The 22004-nt window shown below is 46.8% G+C and carries 25 protein-coding genes; 19 read left to right on the top strand and 6 right to left on the bottom strand.

The genetic code is table 11. The features are described from left to right. The first annotated feature begins 277 nt into the window (after positions 1-277). Genes IT393_03445 through IT393_03435 form a run of 3 tightly spaced genes read left to right on the top strand, consistent with a single transcriptional unit; the run spans position 278 to position 2214 of the window. On the top strand, positions 278-1120 hold the full coding sequence (locus tag IT393_03445) for an MBL fold metallo-hydrolase (GenBank protein ID MCC7201708.1): 843 nt from the start codon (positions 278-280) through the stop codon (positions 1118-1120). Between the two features lie 24 nt (positions 1121-1144). Next, entirely contained in the window at positions 1145-1888 is a 744-nt protein-coding gene (gene ribA / locus IT393_03440; protein MCC7201707.1) for a GTP cyclohydrolase II, read from the top strand. Between the two features lie 23 nt (positions 1889-1911). Next, positions 1912-2214 (top strand): MTH1187 family thiamine-binding protein, encoded by a 303-nt coding sequence (locus IT393_03435; GenBank protein ID MCC7201706.1) that lies wholly within the window; start codon positions 1912-1914, stop codon positions 2212-2214. Positions 2215-2218: 4 nt separating this feature from the next. Here the strand turns inward: IT393_03435 and IT393_03430 are convergent, their stop codons facing one another. The 6 genes from IT393_03430 to IT393_03405 form a co-directional block, all read right to left on the bottom strand. After that, complete coding sequence (locus tag IT393_03430) at positions 2219-3220, bottom strand: ribonuclease Z (GenBank protein MCC7201705.1); 1002 nt, start codon at positions 3218-3220, stop codon at positions 2219-2221. 20 nt (positions 3221-3240) lie between these two features. After that, the gene (locus IT393_03425) at positions 3241-3600 is read right to left on the bottom strand and encodes a zinc ribbon domain-containing protein (protein MCC7201704.1); all 360 of its coding nucleotides are present in this window, start codon (positions 3598-3600) and stop codon (positions 3241-3243) included. A gap of 47 nt (positions 3601-3647) precedes the next feature. Further along, positions 3648-4070, bottom strand: a complete 423-nt coding sequence (locus IT393_03420; GenBank protein ID MCC7201703.1) for a hypothetical protein — start codon at positions 4068-4070, stop codon at positions 3648-3650. Positions 4071-4207: 137 nt separating this feature from the next. Continuing rightward, positions 4208-7120: an excinuclease ABC subunit UvrA gene (uvrA, locus tag IT393_03415; GenBank protein MCC7201702.1), complete on the bottom strand. Its 2913-nt coding sequence runs from the start codon at positions 7118-7120 to the stop codon at positions 4208-4210. 274 nt (positions 7121-7394) lie between these two features. Beyond that, entirely contained in the window at positions 7395-7616 is a 222-nt protein-coding gene (locus tag IT393_03410) for a hypothetical protein (protein ID MCC7201701.1), read from the bottom strand. Between the two features lie 102 nt (positions 7617-7718). Next, complete coding sequence (locus IT393_03405) at positions 7719-7904, bottom strand: hypothetical protein (protein ID MCC7201700.1); 186 nt, start codon at positions 7902-7904, stop codon at positions 7719-7721. A gap of 221 nt (positions 7905-8125) precedes the next feature. On the opposite strand from IT393_03405, the gene IT393_03400 reads away from it, so the two are divergent. The 16 genes from IT393_03400 to rsxA all read left to right on the top strand — a co-directional run bounded on the left by IT393_03400 (position 8126) and on the right by rsxA (position 21954). After that, entirely contained in the window at positions 8126-8836 is a 711-nt protein-coding gene (locus IT393_03400; protein MCC7201699.1) for a DUF4926 domain-containing protein, read from the top strand. Between the two features lie 224 nt (positions 8837-9060). Then, the gene (locus tag IT393_03395; GenBank protein MCC7201698.1) at positions 9061-9534 is read left to right on the top strand and encodes a YbaK/EbsC family protein; all 474 of its coding nucleotides are present in this window, start codon (positions 9061-9063) and stop codon (positions 9532-9534) included. Positions 9535-9590: 56 nt separating this feature from the next. Next, positions 9591-10403, top strand: coding sequence for an alpha/beta hydrolase (locus IT393_03390; protein MCC7201697.1), 813 nt, complete (start codon positions 9591-9593; stop codon positions 10401-10403). A 62-nt stretch (positions 10404-10465) separates the two neighbouring features. Beyond that, complete coding sequence (locus IT393_03385; GenBank protein MCC7201696.1) at positions 10466-12061, top strand: hypothetical protein; 1596 nt, start codon at positions 10466-10468, stop codon at positions 12059-12061. Positions 12062-12104: 43 nt separating this feature from the next. Continuing rightward, complete coding sequence (locus IT393_03380) at positions 12105-12968, top strand: class I SAM-dependent methyltransferase (protein ID MCC7201695.1); 864 nt, start codon at positions 12105-12107, stop codon at positions 12966-12968. An 11-nt stretch (positions 12969-12979) separates the two neighbouring features. After that, positions 12980-13450, top strand: a complete 471-nt coding sequence (locus tag IT393_03375; GenBank protein ID MCC7201694.1) for a hypothetical protein — start codon at positions 12980-12982, stop codon at positions 13448-13450. Position 13451: 1 nt separating this feature from the next. Then, a complete protein-coding gene (locus IT393_03370) occupies positions 13452-13772 on the top strand; it encodes a hypothetical protein (protein MCC7201693.1) in 321 nt (106 codons plus the stop codon). Between the two features lie 257 nt (positions 13773-14029). Further along, positions 14030-15367 (top strand): Ig-like domain-containing protein, encoded by a 1338-nt coding sequence (locus IT393_03365; GenBank protein ID MCC7201692.1) that lies wholly within the window; start codon positions 14030-14032, stop codon positions 15365-15367. 110 nt (positions 15368-15477) lie between these two features. Then, positions 15478-15945 (top strand): ribose 5-phosphate isomerase B, encoded by a 468-nt coding sequence (rpiB, locus tag IT393_03360; GenBank protein ID MCC7201691.1) that lies wholly within the window; start codon positions 15478-15480, stop codon positions 15943-15945. A gap of 14 nt (positions 15946-15959) precedes the next feature. Then, positions 15960-17192: a serine hydroxymethyltransferase gene (locus tag IT393_03355; protein MCC7201690.1), complete on the top strand. Its 1233-nt coding sequence runs from the start codon at positions 15960-15962 to the stop codon at positions 17190-17192. 12 nt (positions 17193-17204) lie between these two features. Beyond that, complete coding sequence (gene nrdR, locus IT393_03350) at positions 17205-17669, top strand: transcriptional repressor NrdR (protein MCC7201689.1); 465 nt, start codon at positions 17205-17207, stop codon at positions 17667-17669. An 8-nt stretch (positions 17670-17677) separates the two neighbouring features. Beyond that, on the top strand, positions 17678-18997 hold the full coding sequence (rsxC, locus tag IT393_03345) for an electron transport complex subunit RsxC (protein ID MCC7201688.1): 1320 nt from the start codon (positions 17678-17680) through the stop codon (positions 18995-18997). Positions 18998-19023: 26 nt separating this feature from the next. Next, positions 19024-20070: an RnfABCDGE type electron transport complex subunit D gene (locus IT393_03340; GenBank protein MCC7201687.1), complete on the top strand. Its 1047-nt coding sequence runs from the start codon at positions 19024-19026 to the stop codon at positions 20068-20070. A 20-nt stretch (positions 20071-20090) separates the two neighbouring features. Beyond that, positions 20091-20669 carry an RnfABCDGE type electron transport complex subunit G gene (locus IT393_03335; protein MCC7201686.1) on the top strand — a complete coding sequence of 193 codons (579 nt, stop codon included), beginning with the start codon at positions 20091-20093 and terminating at the stop codon, positions 20667-20669. Positions 20670-20688: 19 nt separating this feature from the next. Then, positions 20689-21360 (top strand): electron transport complex subunit E, encoded by a 672-nt coding sequence (locus IT393_03330; GenBank protein MCC7201685.1) that lies wholly within the window; start codon positions 20689-20691, stop codon positions 21358-21360. A gap of 3 nt (positions 21361-21363) precedes the next feature. Then, on the top strand, positions 21364-21954 hold the full coding sequence (gene rsxA / locus IT393_03325; protein MCC7201684.1) for an electron transport complex subunit RsxA: 591 nt from the start codon (positions 21364-21366) through the stop codon (positions 21952-21954). Positions 21955-22004 lie beyond the last annotated feature (50 nt).

The following is a 22004-nucleotide window of genomic DNA, read 5'->3' as shown; positions in this document are numbered from 1 at the left end:
TGCGGGGACAGGTTCCGTGGGAATGACAGGTACATAGGAGCATTTTCAGGTGAACCGTCATGAGCCCTTCGACTGTTCGGCACGCTCACAGCTCAGGGCTCACAAAGGATCGTGAAAACGTCATTCCCGCGAAAGTGGGAATCCAGAACGCAGGCATGATTCTGGATTCCCACTTCCGTGGGAATGACAGGTATACTGGTGCATTTTGGGATGATGCTTCTGAAATATAATTCGTTGTGTCCTTTGTGTCTTTGTGGTAAAAAACGGGGATTTCCGGATGAGCATAGAGCCTCTTGAGGATGAATTTGGGGACATAATTCAGAAGGCCCGGAACGGCCTCGGTTTGACCATAAAACAGGTTTCTGATGTGTCCGGGCTGTCTGTATCTATATTGGAAGGCATGGAGTCATACAGGCACAAACCTTCTGAAAAAGAGGCAGGCACAGTTGCTGCAGTTTTGGGGCTTAATCCGGGAAGGCTATATGCGATTGCCTCAGGAAGCTGGCATCCGCAGGGATGTCCCCCGGGCATGATGTCTGATGTTGTTGCTATTACAGGTACAGTCGGTTCATATAAGGTTAATGGCTATATCTTATATGACAGCGAGGCAGGCGAGGCAGTGATTTTTGATACTGCTAATGACAGCAAGGCAGTCTTACAGAATTTACAGGCAAGGGGATTAAGGTTGAGGTATGTCTTTATTACGCACTGCCACTCAGACCACACAGGCGGATTGAGAGAGATCATCAGTGCCACCCGGGCAGAAGTATATATACCTGCCGGGGAGCCGTCTGCCGGTATTTCTGATAGTATGAAGGTGAGAGAGTGCACTGTAACGGATGGTATGGAGTTCAGGGTGGGTAGACATAATGTAAAGGCGGTTTCAACGCCCGGGCATACGTATGGAAGCACGTGCTATATAACCGAAGATTATTGTTTTTCAGGTGACACCCTGTTTGCAGGCTCTGTCGGCAAGTCAAACAGTAGTGATGGTTACAGGACACAATTGAGAGCAGTGATGAACAGGGTGTTATCCTTGAGTAATGAAGTCCGGATCTTTCCCGGGCATGGACCCGCTACCACAGTAGCAGAAGAATTGGGGCACAATCCGTTTTTTTAGACTATTATGAAAGGTGTTAATTAAATGAAGGAACTATCCAGTGGATTGACAGGTAAAGATATAAAGGCCCTTCTTGATGAAAATAAAGACCATGAGTGCTGCGGTATCGGCCGGGATAAGATATGCGTAAGGATAGACGCTATTGCCAATCTTCCATCGAGATATGGACAGTTTCAGGTGGCGGCGTTTTATAATAACAGGGATGACAAAGAGCATGGCGCACTCATTCATGGGAATGTAGTGGATCAGGAAGACGTGGTCATCAGGCTCCACTCAGAGTGTGTGACAGGAGATGTGTTTGGATCACTCAGATGCGACTGCCATGACCAGCTTGTTACTGCACTCAGGACGATCGGCAGGATGAAGATGGGGGTATTGATATACCTGAGGCAGGAAGGGCGCGGTATAGGATTTGTAAACAAGATAAGGGCATACGCACTTCAGGAAGAAGGGCTTGACACTAAAGAGGCCAACATAGCGCTGGGTTTTCATGATGATGAAAGGGAATATAGCGTTGCCGCGCATATCATTCAGTCGCTGAAGATAAAATCAGTCCGGCTTATGACAAATAATCCACAGAAGATAGCAGAGCTTAAACAATATGGTGTTAACGTTACAGAGCGGATACCACTGATTATCCCGCCTAATAAACACAACCGCTTCTATCTCGAGACAAAGGAGAAAAAATTTGGCCACCTCCTCGAAGGCGTGGCAGGCCGTTTCCAGGAGCAGATGGATGTTCCTGTATTCAAAAAACGCAAAATGTAGCTGAAGGAAAGGGGGTGATTCAGATGGCTCTGTTGGATATCAGCGTAGTACCAGTCGGGACCCCTTCGCCGAGCATAGGGGATTATATTGCAGAGGTAGTCAGGACCTGCAGTAAGGCCAAAGTCAAATACAGGCTTACTGACATGGGCACCATCATAGAAGGAAGGCCTGCAGACCTCTTCAGGATAGCACTGAAACTCCACGAGACGCCCTTTAAAAAGGGTATAAAAAGGGTGATCACAAGCATCACGGTTGATGACAGAATGGACAGGAAGGTCAGGCTTGATGACAAGATGAGTTCAGTGACAGCGCGGTTGACTAAGTGATGGATTATGGTGATTCACCATGAAACGCAAGCATCGCTTCTTTGTGCAGATCAGCAGGATTATCCTGGTACCGCGGTGAGAAGTGGAAGATCTCAATCTCTTTAACCCCGGCTTTCCGGGCCAACTCACCAGTCTGCCGTGCAGTGAGATGAAACCGCTCCGAAGCAATATCCATGTCTGCATCAAGATACGCTGCCTCGCAATACAAAATATCTGAGCCCCTGACAAGTTCTATAATTTTTTCCTCATTCTCCCTGTTATAGACTGCGTCAACGACATAAGACAACTTCTGTCCCTCTGTAATTGTTGCAATCTTATCTTTTAACTCACCGATAGTGAATTCCCTGCAGCCCTCTTTGCTATCGCTCTCTGTAATCTCAAATTTCCCGTCATCAGGGGAGCCCTCCCATAACGCCTGTTTGAACCTCCTGAGCCAGGGGCCTGCCTCCAGTTTCAGTTTGTCGAGCTTATCCCTGTTTATATTGATGTGAAATCGTTCTTTAAGGGCAAAGGCGAGCGAAGGTATCTTATGGTCAAGGGCTGCACAACGGACAGTGAACATCTCCTCTTCTAAAATAACCCCTGAGAAAGACATGTTACTTAATGGAAGCCGTTTGAAACCATCACATGCACTGAACTTCGTGATCATTAATAAGTCATTATTGATCTCGATGACCTGCAGGGCAAGAGGATAGTCTTCAGTCAGATTCCAGGTATAGCCCCTTAACTTGCCCTCCACACAGTCCGTGATTCCCTGCGGACCGAATATTCTCAACGATTTTTCACGATTCAGGACTATCCTTAAGAGATGATCAAATCCGATAAAGTGGTCCATGTGCATGTGAGACACGAATACGTCTGTGACCTTAAGTAATTGCGAGGGGGTTAGAGATGTAATATCCCCGAGGTCGAACAGGAGGGCGCGCCTGTCCCACATAATATCAACATAAAAACCTGGATCATCAAAGGGTCCGTTTATTAATTGGGAATGTAAGAGGGGTTTCATAAAGCGGGTAATTCAGGATTTCACAGGTCATGAGATGATGTGTCAGGAGGGCCAGCTTCTCCATTCGCTGCCTCTTCAATTGCAGAATCTACCTCCTGCTCAAAGTCCTCTCCAAGTTCATCACCAAATTCCTTCCCCATTTTCTTCATAGCTCTTGCCATACTCGCAGGGTCATTTTCATCTATATCACCCCATTTGCCGGGATCAGCCAGTGATTCAAGCCTTGCCTCCTCAGACTTAGGAGCCGCAAATCGTGAGAAAAGGCGTGTAAGCTCCCTGCTGCCGCAGTGTGTGCAGACAGTGGCATCGGACGACCTGTTCAGGATGAGAACAGATACCTTTTTACGGCAGTTGTTGCATCTGTATTCGTAGATGGGCATAACGATATTATATTATCATTTCCAATTGGCTTGAAATCATTGCGTTGCTACTTCAATGTCGCTGCCATCTTATCAAGAATTCCAAGACGTTTTTTTATCTCCTGTTGTGTTTCAGCGCGGACCTTTTTCCGGTAATCGGGTTTGATGCCTTCATCGCTGTATAGGTCGCCGATCAGCATCCATACCTTTGTATGAAACAGCGAAACCTCATCGGAAGCATCTATTGCTGTGTCGTATTGGAGCTGCTTCCATGCTGCATGGATCGGTTTTACATGCCTGAGATAATCCGCATCAGAGAGGTTTGCTTTGGCATCTGCGAGGATGCGGGGGCCGATCAGCTTCCATAACTTTACCGTGCGCTCGGTGGCAGTACCTGACCTGGGCACTGCAATTGTATCTTCTGCGGCATAAGCCGTGGCGAGCGCCGCTATAAGCAAAATACCACATAATGCGAAGCTCAACTTTTTCATAATTATTCCTCCATAAATCGTATGGAAAATAGATTTTTCTTAAAATTACTGTAGCAGTATGAGATTTTGTCTGTCAACATAAATGTTGTTTGTGCCTGTTCTATCCCTGTTACATCGTAGCCCATGAAAACTCCTGTTTAAGTAATCATTTTATGAAGAGACTCTTTAAGAAACATGCCTGTATGGGATTTGTTGCAATCAGCCACCTCTTCCGGAGTCCCTTCTGTTACAATATTCCCGCCATTTTCCCCGCCCTCTGGTCCCAGGTCAATTATGTAATCTGCAGACTTTATAACATCCATATTGTGTTCGATGACAACGACTGTGTTACCCCTCTCCACAAGGCGATTGAAGACATTGAGGAGTTTTTTAGTGTCATCAAAGTGTAAGCCGGTCGTCGGTTCATCCAGAAGATAGAGGATATCCCTTGCATCTTTCCTCCATATTTCACTGCATATCTTTAGTCTCTGCGCCTCACCTCCGGATAGTGTGGTTGCAGGCTGTCCGAGCCTAAGATAACCAAGCCCCATCTCATCAAGTAAGCGGAGGCTCTCTCTGAGAGAGGTCTCATCTTTGAAGAACCCTTCTGCCTCACTTATTGTCATCCTGAGTATGTCACTTATATTCTTCCCCTTATATTTTATCTTAAGGACTTCGGGCCTGTATCGCTCCCCCTCACACTTATCGCAGGTAACGTAGAGGTCTTCAAAGAAATACATCTCGAGCCGCTGCCAGCCGCTGCCCTGACATCCCTCACACCTGCCGCCTTTGGTATTAAATGAAAATGCAGATGGCGTCAGCCCTGCAATCCGGGCCTCTCTCTGGGATGCAAAAAGCTTTCTTATAACATCAAATCCCTTAATGTAGGTAATGGGGTTTGACCTCGGAGTCTTTCCGATCGGTTTCTGGTCAATCAATTTTACCCCACGCAGATGTTCTGCACCGTAAAGCCGTTCAAACTTACCCATCTTCCCTAACTCGAGCCTGAAGACCCGGGCAAGCGCCCTGTAGAGGGTGTCCTGAATCAGGGTGCTTTTGCCTGAACCGGAGACGCCTGTGATACAGGCAAGGGTCCGAAGCGGAATCTTCAGTGTTATATCCTTCAGGTTATGTTCCCGCGCCCCGCTCAGGGTCAGTACCTTTCCGCTCCCTTTCCTCCTGCCGGATGGTATAGGAATATACTTTTCCCCCCGGAGATATTGAGCTGTAAGACATTCAGATTTTATGAACTTATCTTTATTGTCTGAGAAAACCACATCTCCGCCGTTCTCGCCCCCTCCCGGCCCCATCTCAACGATGTAGTCACCGGACTCAATCATGGCCTTGTCATGCTCCACAACAATCACCGTGTTTCCTGCACCTGCAATCTCCTGCACAATACCGGCGAGCCTGCCTGTATCCCTTGCATGAAGACCGATGCTCGGTTCATCGAGGACGTATAGGGTGCCGACAAGCCGTGAGCCAAGCTGATTAGAGAGATTGATCCTCTGGGACTCCCCGCCGGAGAGGGTTTTTGTCTGGCGATTGAGGGTCAGATAATCCAGGCCTATCTTTAAAAGAAATCCAAGTTTCATCACGATCTGTTTTATGAGATCATTTGCCACCTCCTGGTCAAACGAAGACAGCGTCAGAGATGAGAACCACTGGTGCAGGTCACTTACCGGCATACTGCAAATCTCATGGATGTTCATACTAAAATGCCCCGGTTCAACCCCGATGACAGAGACACCTCCCATCGGGCTATCTGCGGGGGGAGTGCCCCCAATTGCAATCCTGATATTAAGTGCCTCAGGTCTTAACCGTGTACCTTTGCATGACGGGCATGTGGATGGGCTCCTGTAACGGCTGATGAATACCCGCACATGAAGCTTATAGCGCTTACCCTCAAGATATGAGAAGAAGTCATTTATGCCTTTAAAATCACTGGCGCCTTTGAAGATCTTGTCTTTCTCGTCCTGAGAGAGTTTGCTGTAAGGTTTTGTTGTGTCTATATCATGTCTCTTTGCCGCAGATAAAAATTGTTTCTGCCACCATGTGTAGGCCGGTTTTGTCCATGGTTCAATAGCGCCCTCTTCAAGGGTGAGGTGCTTGTCAGGGACGATCAGGTCCTCATCATACTGGAGGATGTCACCGAACCCCTTGCACTGCGTGCATGCACCGGTCGGGTGATTAAAGGAGAAGAGAAGAGGTTCAGGTTTATCGAAGGCCTTATCACATTTATGGCACTTGAATTTAGTGTCAAACCTTAAGATCCCCTGTCCTATGACATCTATCCGTATGCTCCCACTCCCTTCCCTGAACCCCAATTCAATAGAATCCGATATCCTCTTGCGGCTATCCTGTGTTACAGATATACGGTCAATGACAACATATATATCACCTTTTGCAAAATGTTCTTCAATACCAGGAGGGAGCTCGCCTGGTAAGGTAAATATATCGCTTCCTGACTTGAACCTGAAAAATCCCCTTTGTACAAGATTTCCCAGCAGCGTGTTTAACTCCTCTTTTTTTGACACACTGTTCTTTTTGGCCTTGCCTGATTTTTTGTTTTTTGTATTGGTGACGGCCTTATCAGGGACGATTACAGGTGTGAGGATATATGCCCTCTCACCGGAATAATTATCCAGTAATTCACTCAAGACCTCAGAAGGGTTGTATGACCTGACAATGCTCCCGCATTCAGGACAGACGACCCTGCCTGTCTTTGCAAATAAAAGCCGCAGGTAGTCATAAATCTCGGTTGCAGTGCCTACCGTAGAGCGTGACGTCCTGACAGGATTCTTTTGCTCAATGGCGATAGCAGGCCTTATATTCCTTATAGCCTCGACATCTGGCCTGTCAATCTTCTCGATGAACATCCTTGTATACGTTGAGAGCGACTCAATATAGCGCCACTGCCCTTCTGCAAAGATGGTGTCAAAGGCAAGGGATGACTTGCCTGACCCGCTGATTCCGGTTATTACAGTAACCTTATTGTGCGGGATCGAAAGGTTAATATTCTTAAGATTGTTTTGCCTGGCGCCCTGGATGATGAGATACTTGCTGCTCATTTGTTTTAATCAACCATTAGATGAATAAACGTAAACATATATAATAGCATATTTTAAATGGATGTATACGTGCCAGGTTGATCTAATTCCAGTGAACCGTCATGAGCCCTTCGACTGTTCGGCGCGCTCACAGCTCAGGGCTCACAAAGGATCGTGAAAACGTCATTCCCGCGAAAGCGGGAATCCAGACCGATGGTTTGATTCTCGATTCCCACTCCCCTGAAAATACTCATAAGTGATGTGCAGATGGAGTTTGCAGATGAGCGCAGTGTTATCAGCTCATCTTTCGCTGCGTCAGAATTTTTTCAAGGTCTGTATAAATTTCAGGCATCTCGAGAACAGAGGAAAACTCTCTGACCCACTGCCTTATTCTGCTAAAATCCATGTCCTCGTGTGCATCAATGAGCGACTGTATATCTGCCATATCTACAGGCCGATGGGCAACAGCCTCTTCCTCCAATGATGATGCCCCGAACATTTTTTTTCTTTCAGCCATTTTATAAGATCAAACAGTGCCTGGATTAAGGGAGATAATACATCATTTGACATGATAGGCCATTCTGAGGCGGTTCCATCGTTCCCTCAACTCTGATTCTCCTTAGGATGGCGCCTTGTGCCACCCCAATGCACTTACCGAGAACATGAGAGATGCGAGTTGTTGTATTTTCTTATCGAAGGAAGTCCGGCGTAGCTCTTCTATCTCTGCTGCATTCACAAGTTTCCACCGATCCCTGAATGCGTTTGCCATATCCCTTGAAAGCATGTTCTTGATATTGCCTTCCATTAGACATAATATTAACATAGATTTAGCCGGATCAAAAGCAGGATATTCTTGTCTCCCGGTTGATCTAATTCCAGTGTACCAGGTAAATTACCTCCCGGAGATAACAATCCTTCCTTCCTTCGTTTAGCTAATGACATTTGCCCCTGCCTTTGCTAAATTATTAGCTGTTGAAGACGAGTTTAATAAGATGATCGAAAGAATTTCGGAGAGTGAAGAGTGAAATGAAAAACGAGCTGACATTTATGTCGCTGATTAGTTCTATTCGGCAAATTAATGATGAGCTCACTGCACAGGTGAGCCGGGCGGTAAATCTCAGTCTCACGATGCGCAATTTGCTGATCGGTTGCTATATCGCCGAGTACGAACTGCACGGTGCGGATAGGACCGGGTATGGGGATCGGCTTTTGATGAGCTTATCGAATGAGCTGGAAAAACTCAACGTAAGCTCCTGCGGGAAGCGACAACTCTATCAATATCTCCGATTTTATCAAACCTATCCTCAGATTGTGCGGTCACTGTCCGCACAATTAAGACATCTGGCCCCGCATGGCATTACCGATATTCAGGGTAAAGTGCAGTCAACGACCGCACTTTCCCGTATTGATCCTCAGATACTTCTGCAACGACTTTCCTATACGCATATCGAGCACCTGATCGCCATAGATGACGACACGAAACGCGCTTTTTACGAAATTGAATGCATTCAGGGCAACTGGTCGGTACGGGAGCTGAAACGCCAGATTCACAAGTATGGACTCTGTGCAGGCGACCTGGGGTCTGTGGTTGAAATTTACGAGCCTGATGGACTTGAGGTCGAGTTTGTAAAAGCTTCCGGCGAAACACTTGCTGTTATAACAGTATCAGAAAATAAGGTCAGGCATGTTGATGCATCTGACATCGTTTCAGTCAGGTCCTTAAGTCATGCCGCATAACCAATAAATGAAGCAGCCAGAAATGTTACTTTCAAAATTTGAGACTGCTTCATTGATAATTCAGATTGTTACCTTTGCCTCTTCAATCTCAATATGCCTATGCATGCTAAACGAAGCAATTTCGTGTATTTCCCCGATGTCTGAGATTCCCTGGCCACTTTCCTTGACATCACCCTCCCCCGGAGCTAAGTTATAAACGGAATACATGGACAAGGAGGTGTGTCATGGCACTCGTTGAGAGGTTAGAAGGGGTCTTAAAGGAAAAAAATATCAATTATAAGACATTTAAGCATCAGGAGGCATATACGGCACAGGAAATAGCTGCTGCAATGCATGTGCCTGGTAAGGAGTTGGCAAAGGTCGTGATGGTCAGGACAAAGGGCAGGTATATCATGACTGTTTTGCCGGCAAGCTGGAGGGTGGATTTTAAAAAGTTAAAAGAGGTATTATACGAGAGCGACCTGAGGCTGGCAACGGAAGAGGAGTTTAAGGCAGTATTCCCGGATTGTGAGGCCGGGGCTGAACCGCCATTCGGTAATCTCTATAATATAGATACATATGTTGACAAATCACTTTCCGAAGATGAACATATCTTTTTTAATGCCGGCAATCATTACGAGACAGTGGTGATGGATTACAAGGACTATGACAAGGTGGCCCATCCCAGGGTAGCAGAGTTTGCCGTGCACCTGCATTGAAAATACATTCAGGTAATGCATTTTCAGGCACAAGTGTGGTATAATTTGCCTCATCCATGAAAGAGGCCGTCTACAAAGATTTCAGGATGCACTACAGGGATGAGGGACAAGGGAAAACACTCCTTTTACTTCATGGCTTTTGTGAGTCGTCTGAGATATGGGATGATTTCAGGGATAACCTTTCAAAAAGATTCAGGGTCATAACGCCCGACCTCTTAGGCCATGGGAAGAGCTCGCCTCCTGCCGTAAGAAACAGTTCCGGTGAAATTATAAATACAATGGAGATGCAGGCAGAGGCTACCGTCGCAGTCCTGAAATATGCAGGTGTTGATAAATGTACCATAGTCGGTCATTCAATGGGGGGGTACATAGCCCTTGTCTTTGCAGAATTATTCCCTGAAATTGTAAAAGGGCTTTGCCTGTTCCACTCAACGGCCATGGCTGATCCTGAGGATAAGAAGCGGGACAGGGACAAGTCTATTAAGGCAGTAAAGAAAGATAAGAAGGCATTTCTGGAAGGTCTGATTCCCAGGATGTTTGCGCCTGCAAATGTGGCCAGGATGAAGGGGCAGGTGGAAGAGACGCTGGCGATTGCAATGAACATCCATGAAGATGGGCTTATTGCGGCCCTGGCAGGGATGCGTGACAGGAAGGACCGTCAGCATGTTCTGGAAACGGCATTGTATCCGGTGCTGTTCATTATTGGCAAGGATGACCTCCTGATCCCTCCGGACAGGACTTTGCCGCTTATCATGAAGCCTGCGCATGCTGAAGCATTGCTGTTAAATGGCGTAGGGCACATGGGGTTTTATGAGGCACGGGATAAGACACTTTTTGCAATAGATAAGTTTATGGAAGAGACATCGTAGCGCCGGACTTTATTGCCGGCTTTTAAATTGCATGGCAAGATTACATAAGGAGGTATTTCAGGTTGAAATTTACAGGTTTTAACTCAATACTTATTATTCTTTCCCCTCTGTTAGCCTTGTCTCTATTTATAAATGGATGTGCAGTCACAGGCGACGAAGACACCCTCCTTAAAGTATCCCCGGAATCAGTCGTGGTAACATTCGGTGGTAGTAAATCGTTTTCTGTAAGTCCTGCAGGCACAACAGTTACATGGAGCGTTGATGGCATCCTTAATGGTAATGAAGGGACTGTCGGGACAATAGAATCTGATGGAACCTATACTGCGCCGGCAGGTGCAGTATCTGCCCCTGAGAAGGTCATTGTCAGGGCAGAGGATGCAAATGGGATAAAGGGAAGCGCTGTAGCGTTCCTTACGACCTTTAAATCTAACAAGAGGCTGACCACGCATTACACAGCCGGTATTTCAAGGGCAAACACCTACTCCTCAGGGCAAAAGAATATCGCTGTCTTTAAAGAATCAGGTACAGGAGATGTGAATGTATATGCAGTATGGTCAGACAAGTCGTCCGGCCAGTATAAAGTCTATCTTTCCAGGAGTGGAGATGGTGGTGTCAGCTTCGATGACCCTGTTCCTGTAGATAATACATCGACAGGAGAGCAGTTCTCTCCTGCAATAGCTGCAGATGGCAATGGGGATGTTTTTATTGTTTGGGAAGATCATGGTCAGGGAGATGCTGACATTTTCTTAAGAAAATATATCAGTGCCACAGGTGTGTTTGAATCCAAAAAGCAGATTAATCCGGATACAACCGGGCCTACAGATTATGACACTACCCCTTCTATTGACGTATCCGCAGATGAAATATACATAACATGGGAGCACAGGGAAAATAGCGGGGATAATTATCCAGAGATCTATTATGCCTGGAGCAGCAATCTTGGTGACACTTTTCCAGTCAAGAGTTCGCTTTCAGTATCCGGCAGAAGGCCGGCTGTAGCTATGGACCCTTCAGGTACTGCCTATGTTGCATGGGAATATCTTGGTGAACTTATTCAGTTTCCATCAGTTCCAACCCATATAAGGCTCAGGAAAATAAGCGGAGGAACACCAGCGACCTCCCTGGACCTGGATGTGGTATCAGGTTTCAATGCACGGTTCCCATCCATTGCTGTTGATCCTGTGTGCCCTACCTCCTGCAAAGTGTATATAGCATGGCAGAGGGCAATGATCAGTGAGCAGAAATTTGTGGGTGAGATAACTACTTCATATGACATTGATCTTGCCATTGTAGATGGCGCTACTATGACATCTCCAGGTTATACGCTATCTGTTACTGACAGCGGGAGTTCAGGTTTCGTCGGTGGATGGGCATATCCTGCTATTGCCGTTGATAATTCTTACATATATTTGGTCTGGGATGACTGGAGAAACGGAGTTAAGGATATCTATTTTGCCAGGAGCAGTAATGGGACAGACTTTACTACCAACAGGATTGTAAATGATGATATTAATAACAGTAGTTTGGTAGCCTGGCATGAGAAGCCGGGTATTGCCGTGGCAGATGGAAAGGCTCACGTAATCTGGACAGACTACCGGAACACTCAGTCATCAACGACTGTAAGTCCGAATGATGTCTTCTTTGCAGTAGAACAATAACTGGATTCAGCCATTGTCGGACCCCGACTGGAGGAGGTTTTGCATGTCATCTGTTGACACCAGGCAAATTATTGAAACACAGCGCCAGAACTGGGACCGCGTTGCGCCTGCATGGGAGAAGTGGGATAAGAACCTTGAGAAGAGCCTGTCCTTTGTCAGTTACCGGCTGATTGGCGATGCGAGGATCAGTCCTGGTCAGCAGGTGCTTGACATTGGCTGCGGAACCGGACATCCATCAATACCTGCTGCAAAGGCGGTCGGCGATGATGGAATGGTGGTTGGCCTTGACCTGTCAGATAATATGCTTGCCGCAGCCAGGAGAAAGGCTGAGGCCTCACGCGTTGCCAATGTATCATTCCATTCTAAGGATGTTACTTCTCTCCCATACGAGGATAAATCATTTGACGCGGTTCTCAGCCGCTTCTGTCTTATGTTTCTGCCTGATGTAGCGGGCGCCCTGAGTGAAATCACAAGGGTGCTTAAAAATGGGGGATACTTATCCGCTGCTGTCTGGTCTTCCCCTGATAAGAATCCCTTTCTTACTATACCTGTGGGTGTGCTGAAGAGGTATATCGAGATCCCGCCACCTCTCCCTGATCAGCCCGGTGTATTCAGGCTTGCAAAGCCTGGAGACCTTTATGGGATGATGGAATCTGCCGGTATGTCCGGCATATCTGATGATGAGATATCAGGAGAATCCCTGTTTGATTCACCGTCAGAGTATCTTGCAAATGTGAAGGAGATGGCTGCCCCGCTCCAGCCGCTTTTTTCAAGGCTTACCAAAGGACAAAGAGAAGAGGCAGAGGCCGCAATTATGAATGATGTAAGTAAGTATAAGACAGGAGATAACATCGCACTCCCGATGGTATTCCGGGTTGTTGTTGCCCGTAAACCATCAGCCGGATAATTCCTCAGGAGATGAACAGGCTCGTCACACTAATTATACTTATTCTTGTATCTCCACTGCTTTTTGCCTGTGCAATACCAAAAAAAGAGGTCTTGAACATACCAGACTTCAGGCTGGCTGAGACCAGCCTTACAAAACAGATATATGTAAAAGATACTACTGCAGTGCCGATAGAGCCGACCCTTGTGTATACTACAGAAGACAGGGAGGTGATTTCATATATCAAGCTCAAGAACCTCTCAGGTGAACACAGGCTCAGATGGGATTGGATCGGACCAGATGGAGGGATATATTCCTCATCAGGCGATTATTTATTAAAGGCATCAAAAGGGAGGTACAGGGAAGAGACAGTTGCATGGCACAGGTTGACAATCCGCGGTAACAGGGCGTCTGATCTTCCAGGTGAGTGGCAGATAAGGGTTTACATTGATGGTTCATTGGTGATACAAAGGGGTTTTACAATAATGAAAGGGAGTCCCTGACTTGAACTTTCCGGGAAAGATACTGACAGGATTAGTAATTCTAATGCAGCTAAGTTTCTATATGCCTGGTGAGACAATCGCAGGAGATAGTACCGTATCAAGCCGCGATAAAATAATAATACATCACGACCCGGAGTCTGTTTCAACACCGGAGATGGACATCCCAGGTAAATCTGAAATATCAAAAGAGAGAGGAAGCAGCAGGTGGTTATGGATTACTGCTGCGGTTGTAGCTGTTGCAGGCATTGCCGCGAGTGCAGGTGGTGGGGGTAGTGGAGGGGGCGGTGGAGGGGGAACCGGCAGCATAAAGGTTAGTTGGTAGCATTATTCACCTGAAAATGCTCCTATCTACCCGTCTTTCCCACGGAACATGTCCCCGCAGGATTTAAGCGGGGAGTGGAAATCCAGAACCAGGACTCGGTCTGGATTCCCGCTTACGCGGGAATGACGTTTTAATGACTCCTTGTGAGCCCTGAGCCGTGTTGCTATGTGCCATACGTCCTGAGCTGTGAGCGTGCCGAACAGTAGAAGGACGAACAGTCGAGGGGCTCATTGCGGTTCACCAGTGAGGTTAATGTTATGAGAAAATTTCATGCTGCGGTATGCGCCGTGCTGATCCTCACACTGACAGCCTGCGGCGCCAGTCAGTCCGGCTCGTCTGATACTGGTTCAATCTCCTTTAAACTGCAGGTGAAGCGGCCTGTCACTGTCTTTCCCGTAGCAGCAGCATCAGCAGACATATGCACTGACTATGACATATCATTCATAAATGCAAATGTTGTTGTCCCCCCGTCTAATGATCCGGTGGGTTATGGGTACTGGGACTGTTCCCTGCATGAGGGGATAATCGGGGACGTACCAGCAGGCAGAGGCTATACAATCCGACTCACGGGAACAGTGGGCGGTTCCATTTTATGGTCTGGAGAAAAGAGCGGTGTCAGTGTGACAGGGGGTGAGATAACTGACGCGGGCCTGATAATAATGGACTACAAAGGCCCTGATGAGATACCTCCGGAAATATCTTCAACTACCCCATCAGATGGTGCCGGAGATGTCCCCGTAACATCTGTTATAACTGCCACATTCAATGAAGACATGGCGGCATCTTCCATAAATGACTCGACATTTATACTAAGAGCAGGGGGAATAGCGATTCCCGGCACAGTGGTCTATGATGACCATTCACGTACGGCCACATTCCTGCCTTCTGCAATATTAGACTACTCAAAAAGTTACACCGCTAACCTGACAACAGGTGTTGAAGACATGGCAGGCAACAATATAGACCCAGATTATTCGGGGTCTCAATGGGATTTTATCACAGAAAGCGAGCCTGCGGCAGCGCCCCTGGCTCCAACCCGCATAGTTGCTGCTTCAGGCAATGGTCAAAACACTATTACGTGGGATGCCACACCTGCAGCAACCTCTTACAATATCTACTGGGCAACTGCGTCAGGGGTTACAAAGGCGACACCTGCAAAGATCGCTGATATTACAACCAACACATACACACATACAGATCTTTCAAATCAGACATTTTATTATTATGTAGTGACCTCAGAAAATAGCTTTAGAGAGAGTGATGAATCATATGAGATCGCCTCATCGCCTGGTGCCCTGGATGCGGATGCAAATCCGCCGATAGGGTTTATCTCTATCAACGATGGTGCTGCCTCAACTACCTCAACAGCGGTCATCTTATCTATTGCCGCGTCTTCTACAAAAGGAATTACACATATGTTCATCAGCAACGACAACATTACCATTGGATCATCCACACCATGGGAGGCATACACCACTTCAAAGTCCTGGGAATTGACTGAAGGATTAGGACGAAAAGATGTATTTGTATGGTTCAAAGACAGCACCGGTATTTATAATACCACCCCGGTTCCTGCTACTATAAACCTCAACTGAATACAGCCTTTCAAATACTTCAAAAAAGTGCTTGACGCTAAATAATGGGTGGGGTAGTATTAAAAACCCTGAACTCGTTTGTAAAAGAACAGGGATACCTGTCTTTAATCATGAAAATAGCGATTGCATCGGATCACGGAGGTTGTGACCTCAAGGAGAGGATAGTTGAGTTATTGAAGGAAAAGGGGTTTGAAGTAACAGATTATGGTGTAGACAATCCCGAATCCGTAGATTATCCGGACTATGGGATCAAGGTTGCAAGTGCCGTATCAAAAGGTGTTGCGGAGCGGGGGATCCTGTCCTGCGGGACAGGCATCGGGATGTCAATAGTCGCTAACAAGTTCCCAAACGTTCGGGCAGCCTTATGCTGCGACATGTATACCGCGAGGATGAGCAGATTGCATAATGACTCCAACATCCTTGTGCTTGGCGGGAGGGTTTTGGATAAAGAAATAGCCCTGCTTATGGTCGAAGCCTGGCTAAAGACAGATTTCGAAGGCGGAAGGCACCAGCGGCGGCTGGATAAGATAAGCAGGCTTGAAAAAGGTTTATACAACAATAATAGTAATAATGGATAGCGGGGGATTTAAGGATGTCTGATTTACAGTATACGGACCCTGAGGTTTTTGAGGCGATTCAGAATGAAATAAAGAGGGAAAACAACCATATCCTACTTATTGCCTCTGAAAATTATGCGAGCAGGGCTGTGCTCGAGGCTCAGGGTAGTGTAATGACCAACAAATATGCCGAGGGTTATCCGCATAAACGCTATTACGGAGGCTGTGAGTTTGTTGATGCTGCCGAAGACCTTGCCATATCGAGGGCAAAGGAGATCTTTGGCGCTGAGCATGTGAATGTGCAGCCCCACGCAGGGACTCAGGCAAACATGGCAGTATATTTCTCGGTTCTTAAACCGGGAGACACGATTATGGGGATGGACCTTGCGCATGGCGGGCATCTGAGCCACGGCAGCAGGGTAAATTTCTCAGGAATTTTCTATAATGTTGTGAGCTACGGGGTCGGACGTGAGACAGGAACCATTGATTACGATGAGATAAGAAAACTGGCGAATGAACGCAGACCCAAAATAATAGTTATTGGGGCAAGCGCATATGCACGGACCCTTGACTTCAAGGCATTTCAATCAATTGCCAAAGAAGTGGGGGCGTATACGCTGGCAGACATTGCACATATAGCCGGACTTGTAGCGGCAGGTGTCCATCCAAGTCCCTTTCCGCATTGTGATTTTGTTACTACAACTACACACAAGACATTAAGAGGTCCACGGGGCGGGATGATTATGTGCAAAGCTGAGTATGCAAAGCTAATTGACAAGAGCATATTCCCCGGCATCCAGGGTGGTCCCCTGATGCATGCAATAGCGGCTAAGGCTGTTGCCTTTAAAGAGGCATTGACACCTGAGTTTAAGAAATATCAGGAGCAGGTTGTAAAAAATGCGAAGCGCCTTGCAGGTGGCCTTGACAAACGCGGATATAACCTTGTTTCAGGCGGTACAGACAACCACCTCATGCTGGTAGACCTGAGAAACAAGGGATTAACCGGAAAAGATGCAGAAGCTGCGCTTGATGCAGCAGGGATTACGCTGAACAAGAATGCAGTCCCCTTTGATGACAAGCCTCCAATGGTTACGAGCGGAGTGAGGATTGGCACGCCGGCAGTAACGACAAGGGGGATGAAAGAGGGAGAGATGGACAAGATAGCAGAGTTTATAGACACGGTTCTTGGTAACATGGGTAATCAGGATGTCTATAGTGAAGTTCGTAATGCTGTAGTGGAATTGTGCAAAAAGTTTCCGGTATATTGATCAGGAGTTCATATGAAATGTCCCTTTTGCGGACATCTTGAGGACAAGGTTGTAGATTCAAGAGAGGGCAGGGAAGGGGGTTCAATCCGGCGCAGGAGGGAGTGTCTCAGGTGTAGGAGGAGATTTACAACATACGAGCATATAGAGGATGTACTGCCTGTTGTCGTAAAAAAAGACGGCAGGAGGGAGTTGTTTGACAGGAATAAGATCCTGTCCGGTCTTAAGAAGGCATGTGAGAAGAGGCCGGTTGGCATGGAAGCGCTGGAAGATGCGGTCTCACGGATAGAGAAAAAGGTCCAGGAGAGCGGAGAAAAAGAATTGCCGAGCACAATGATCGGAGAGGAAGTGATGAGGGAGCTCCATGCCCTTGATGAAGTTGCATATGTGAGGTTTGCGTCAGTGTACAGGGAGTTTAAGGATATAAATCAGTTTATGGAAGAGCTGAGAGATATTTTAAAGGACAGGAACAAAAAGTAAGCAGTTTTATGTGGACGATTGCGGGAGAAGGTATACATCCGACAGATAGGAAGAGCGAGACATCCTCTATTCCTATTTCAGAAATAAAACCGCCAGCCAAGGTTGTCATTCCGTTGTCACAGCATATCGGCGCCCCCTGTGATCCATTAGTAAAGATCGGGGATATTGTCAAGAAATATCAGAAGGTGGGAGAGGCCAAAGGGGTTGTATCATCTCCTGTTCATAGTTCTGTTTCAGGGAAGGTTGTTGCTATAGGCAGGTTCCCGCATCCATCAGGCAATCAGTCCAATTCAATTGTCATTGAGTCAGATGGAAAAGATGAGGCCATTGATTCACTCAAGGAGCACAGCGATTATTCCGGCCTTGATCCTGATGTGTTAAAGGACATTATTCTTGGTTCCGGAATCGTTGGAATGGGCGGGGCTACTTTCCCTACCCATGTCAAATTAAATCCCCCAAAAGAGAAAAAGATAACTGCTGTTATTCTCAATGGTGCAGAGTGTGAACCTTTTCTGACATCCGATGACAGGCTCATGGTTGAGAAGTCCCGTGAAGTCATTGAGGGGCTGAAGATTTTTATGCACATCATGGGTGTAAGGGAAGGGTATGTTGGTATTGAAAATGATAAACCCGGAGCAATAGAGGCGATTAAGAAATCTGCATCCGGCACCAATATAAAAGTCATTTCTTTGGCAAAGAAGTATCCTCAGGGCGCGGAGAAGCAGCTCATCAAAAGTGTAACGGGCAAAGAGGTCCCGTCAGGCGGTCTTCCAATGGATGTTGGTATAGTGGTGCAGAATGTCGGGACTGCAGCGGCAGTCTACAACGCAGTCAGGTATGGGATACCGCTTGTTGACCGCATTGTTACTGTTACCGGTAATGGTATAAACAGGCGCGGAAATTTCAGGATACCGGTAGGAACCCTGCTTGAGCATGTAATAGCCGAGTGCGGAGGCCTGGCCGGTGAACCAGGTAAAATTATATTTGGCGGACCGATGATGGGCATTGCCCAGTATTCCATGCTTGTTCCAATACTCAAAGGTACATCAGGTATCCTTGTAATTCCAAAAGGTGAAGTTGCCTTCGAGGATTTTCGCGCCTGCATCAGGTGTGGAAGGTGCGTTCAGGCGTGTCCTATACGGTTACTGCCAAATATGTACAGTATCCTTTGTGAGGCCGGAAAGCCGAAGGATGCAGAGGAATATCACATATTGGATTGCATCGAGTGCGGTTGTTGTACATATGTATGTCCTTCGAGGAGGCCAATAGTGCAGCAGATCCGTTATATTAAGGCAGAGATGAGAAAGGCAAAGAGCAGGGTTGCGTGATAATGCGGCCTCTTAAGTAAGGAAAGATGGCAGAAGCAGCAGAACAGGAAGAGAAAAAAGGAAGATTGGAAGAGCCGACCCCAAAGCTTATTCTGACTTCTTCACCCCATCAACTAAGTCAGGACTCCATAGAGAGAATAATGTGGACTGTTGTCCTTGCCCTGGCGCCTGCATCTCTCGCAGGGCTGTACTTTTTTGGCTGGGGGGCTCTCTATGTCCTGATAGTTTCAGTATGTTCCACCATGGCTGCTGAGGCTATATATCAGAGGCTAAGCGGAAACAGCATGACGGTAACGGATGGGAGCGCCGCAGTAACAGGCCTGCTCCTCGGATTGACATTGCCGCCTGGTTCACCATGGTGGCTATGTGTGGTTGGTGGCTTCTTTGCCATTATAATATGCAAGCAGCTTTATGGTGGATTGGGATTTAATCCCTTTAATCCGGCACTCATGTCACGGGTATTTCTGTTAATTGCCTTTCCACTGCAAATGACAAAGTGGCCAGTCCCCCGGCCGTTCTTTTCAGGTATGGATGCGAGCACAGGTGCGACGCCTCTTGGAAATCTTCAGGTGGCCAGGTTGACCGGCAAGGGATTAGGCAAGGCAGCGGAACTTAATATATGGGATGCCTTCATCGGGAACATCGGCGGCTCTATCGGTGAGGTCTCGGCTATTGCCCTCCTGATTGGCGCTGCATGTTTGTTATACAAACAGTATATATCATGGCATATCCCTGTCAGCATGATCGGCACTGTCATGATATTCAGCGGCATATTCTGGGTGATTGATCCGTCAAAATATGCCAACCCTGTGTTTCATCTGTTCACCGGTGGATTGATTATAGGGGCATTTTTCATGGCCACAGACATGGTCACATGTCCTGTTACGTTGAAGGGACAGCTTCTGTTTGGTTTTGGGTGCGGACTTATAACAGTGATAATAAGGATGTGGGGTGGATATCCTGAAGGGGTATCTTTTGCTATAGTATTAATGAATATAGTATCGCCTATGATTGACAGATATTTAAGACCGGTAAGATATGGTTCAGTAAAGAAGGTAGAAGGTAGAAGGTAGAAGGTAGAAGAAGGAAGAATATGGCACGACTGATTATTATACTAACCCTTTTTTGTCTGGTTGCAGCAGCGGCGCTGGCCAGGGTCTATGATATTACAAAAGGACCGATTGCCGAGCAGGAGCGCCTAAAGACAATAACTGCACTTAAGGCTGTTTTACCTTCATTCAACAATGACATAGACAGGGAAGCTGCGGAAGTTGTTGTGGGACAGGATAAGAAGGGCCGGGACATAAAGATGAAATTTTTCAAAGGAAGGATGGATGACAGGCCTGTTGGTACGGCGTTTCAGGTAATTGCCCCTGACGGTTATGCAGGAGATATCGCCATATTGATGGGTGTGGGACCGGATGGCAAGATCTCAGGCATAGAGATTATAAGCCATAAGGAGACACCGGGGCTTGGAAACAGGATTCAAAAGGATGAGTGGAAGGCGGAGTTCAAGGGAAGGTCACTCGAGGACGGCCCTAAGTTTGCCGTGAAGAAAGATGGGGGGGAAATAGACCAGTTCAGCGGCGCTACCATATCCCCGAGGGCTGTTGTACACGCAGTAAAGAAGGGTCTTGAAATTTATCAAAAGGAGTTTGGTAATGGCGGATAGGGATATCGCAGCATCTGAAATGACTGAGGTTGCAGAGGTTGCAGGCAGGCCATCCTGGCTTAACATCAAAGAATTATCAGGTGATTTTGTCAGGGGATTGTGGGAGGAGATCCCGTTATTCAGGCTTGTCCTGGGTACATGTCCTACCCTTGCGGTGACTACATCTGCGACAAATGGTGTAGGAATGGGTATTGCCACTACCTTTGTCCTTATAGCCTCCAATATAATGATTTCCATCCTTCGAAAGCTGATTCCGGACATGATACGAATTCCGGCATTTATTATTGTCATAGCTACTTTTGTTACAATAACAGACCTTATGATGGCCGCGTTTACGCCAGAGCTTCATCACTCACTTGGAATATTCATCCCTTTGATAGTTGTTAACTGCATAGTACTCGCAAGGGCCGAGGCATTTGCATCAAAGAATCCTATTATAAGATCTGCCGCAGACGGTCTTGGTATGGGATTAGGATTCACAATAGTCCTTATCCTCCTCGGTTCTACAAGAGAGATACTCGGTAATGGCACCTGGTTTGATCTCCCGGTGCTTACAGGACTGATGGGACTGTTTAACTATGAGTATCAACCTATGATTGTTATGATTTTGCCTCCTGGGGCATTTATTGGACTGGGGCTTTGGGTTGCACTTGCAAATATGATAGAGGAAAAGAGAAAGGGGAAGAAATAGGACATGGATAATGTTATTGAAATATTACTCATACTTGTAAGCACTATTTTTGTTACTAACTTTGTCCTGGCCCGCTTTCTTGGTATCTGTCCTTTCCTCGGTGTTTCATCGAGGATAGAGACCAGTATTGGGATGGGAATGGCGGTTGTATTCGTGATAACACTTGCCGGCCTGTTTTCATGGCTTATAGAAAAATTTGTATTGATCCCCTTTGACATTGTCTATCTCAGGACTATAGTATTCATTCTCGTGATCGCAGCGCTGGTGCAGTTCGTTGAGATGGTTATCCGCAAGACAAGCCCGGCGCTCTATAATGCCCTGGGAATATTCCTGCCGTTAATTACAACAAACTGCGCGGTGCTGGCAGTTGCATTACTTGTTGTTCAGAAAGAGATGGATTTTTTCCCAATGCTGTTCTTTTCATTTGGTGCTTCTGTAGGGTTTACTGTTGCACTGCTCCTCATGGCTGGAATCCGGGAGCAGACCCTTCATGCGCGGATCCCCAAAATTTTGCAGGGTACGCCAATATCCCTTGTGACAGCAGGATTGATGGCCCTTGCATTTCTGGGATTTGCAGGCCTGGTGAAGATGTAAAAAGAAGTTGCTCAATCAAAGAGTCATAGTTTATAATAAATAACTGAATG

This window comes from Nitrospirota bacterium (assembly GCA_020851375.1).
Classification (GTDB): domain Bacteria; phylum Nitrospirota; class 9FT-COMBO-42-15; order HDB-SIOI813; family HDB-SIOI813; genus RBG-16-43-11.
Note: the sequence above shows the minus strand (reverse complement) of the source record. Positions and strands in the feature narration are given on the sequence as shown.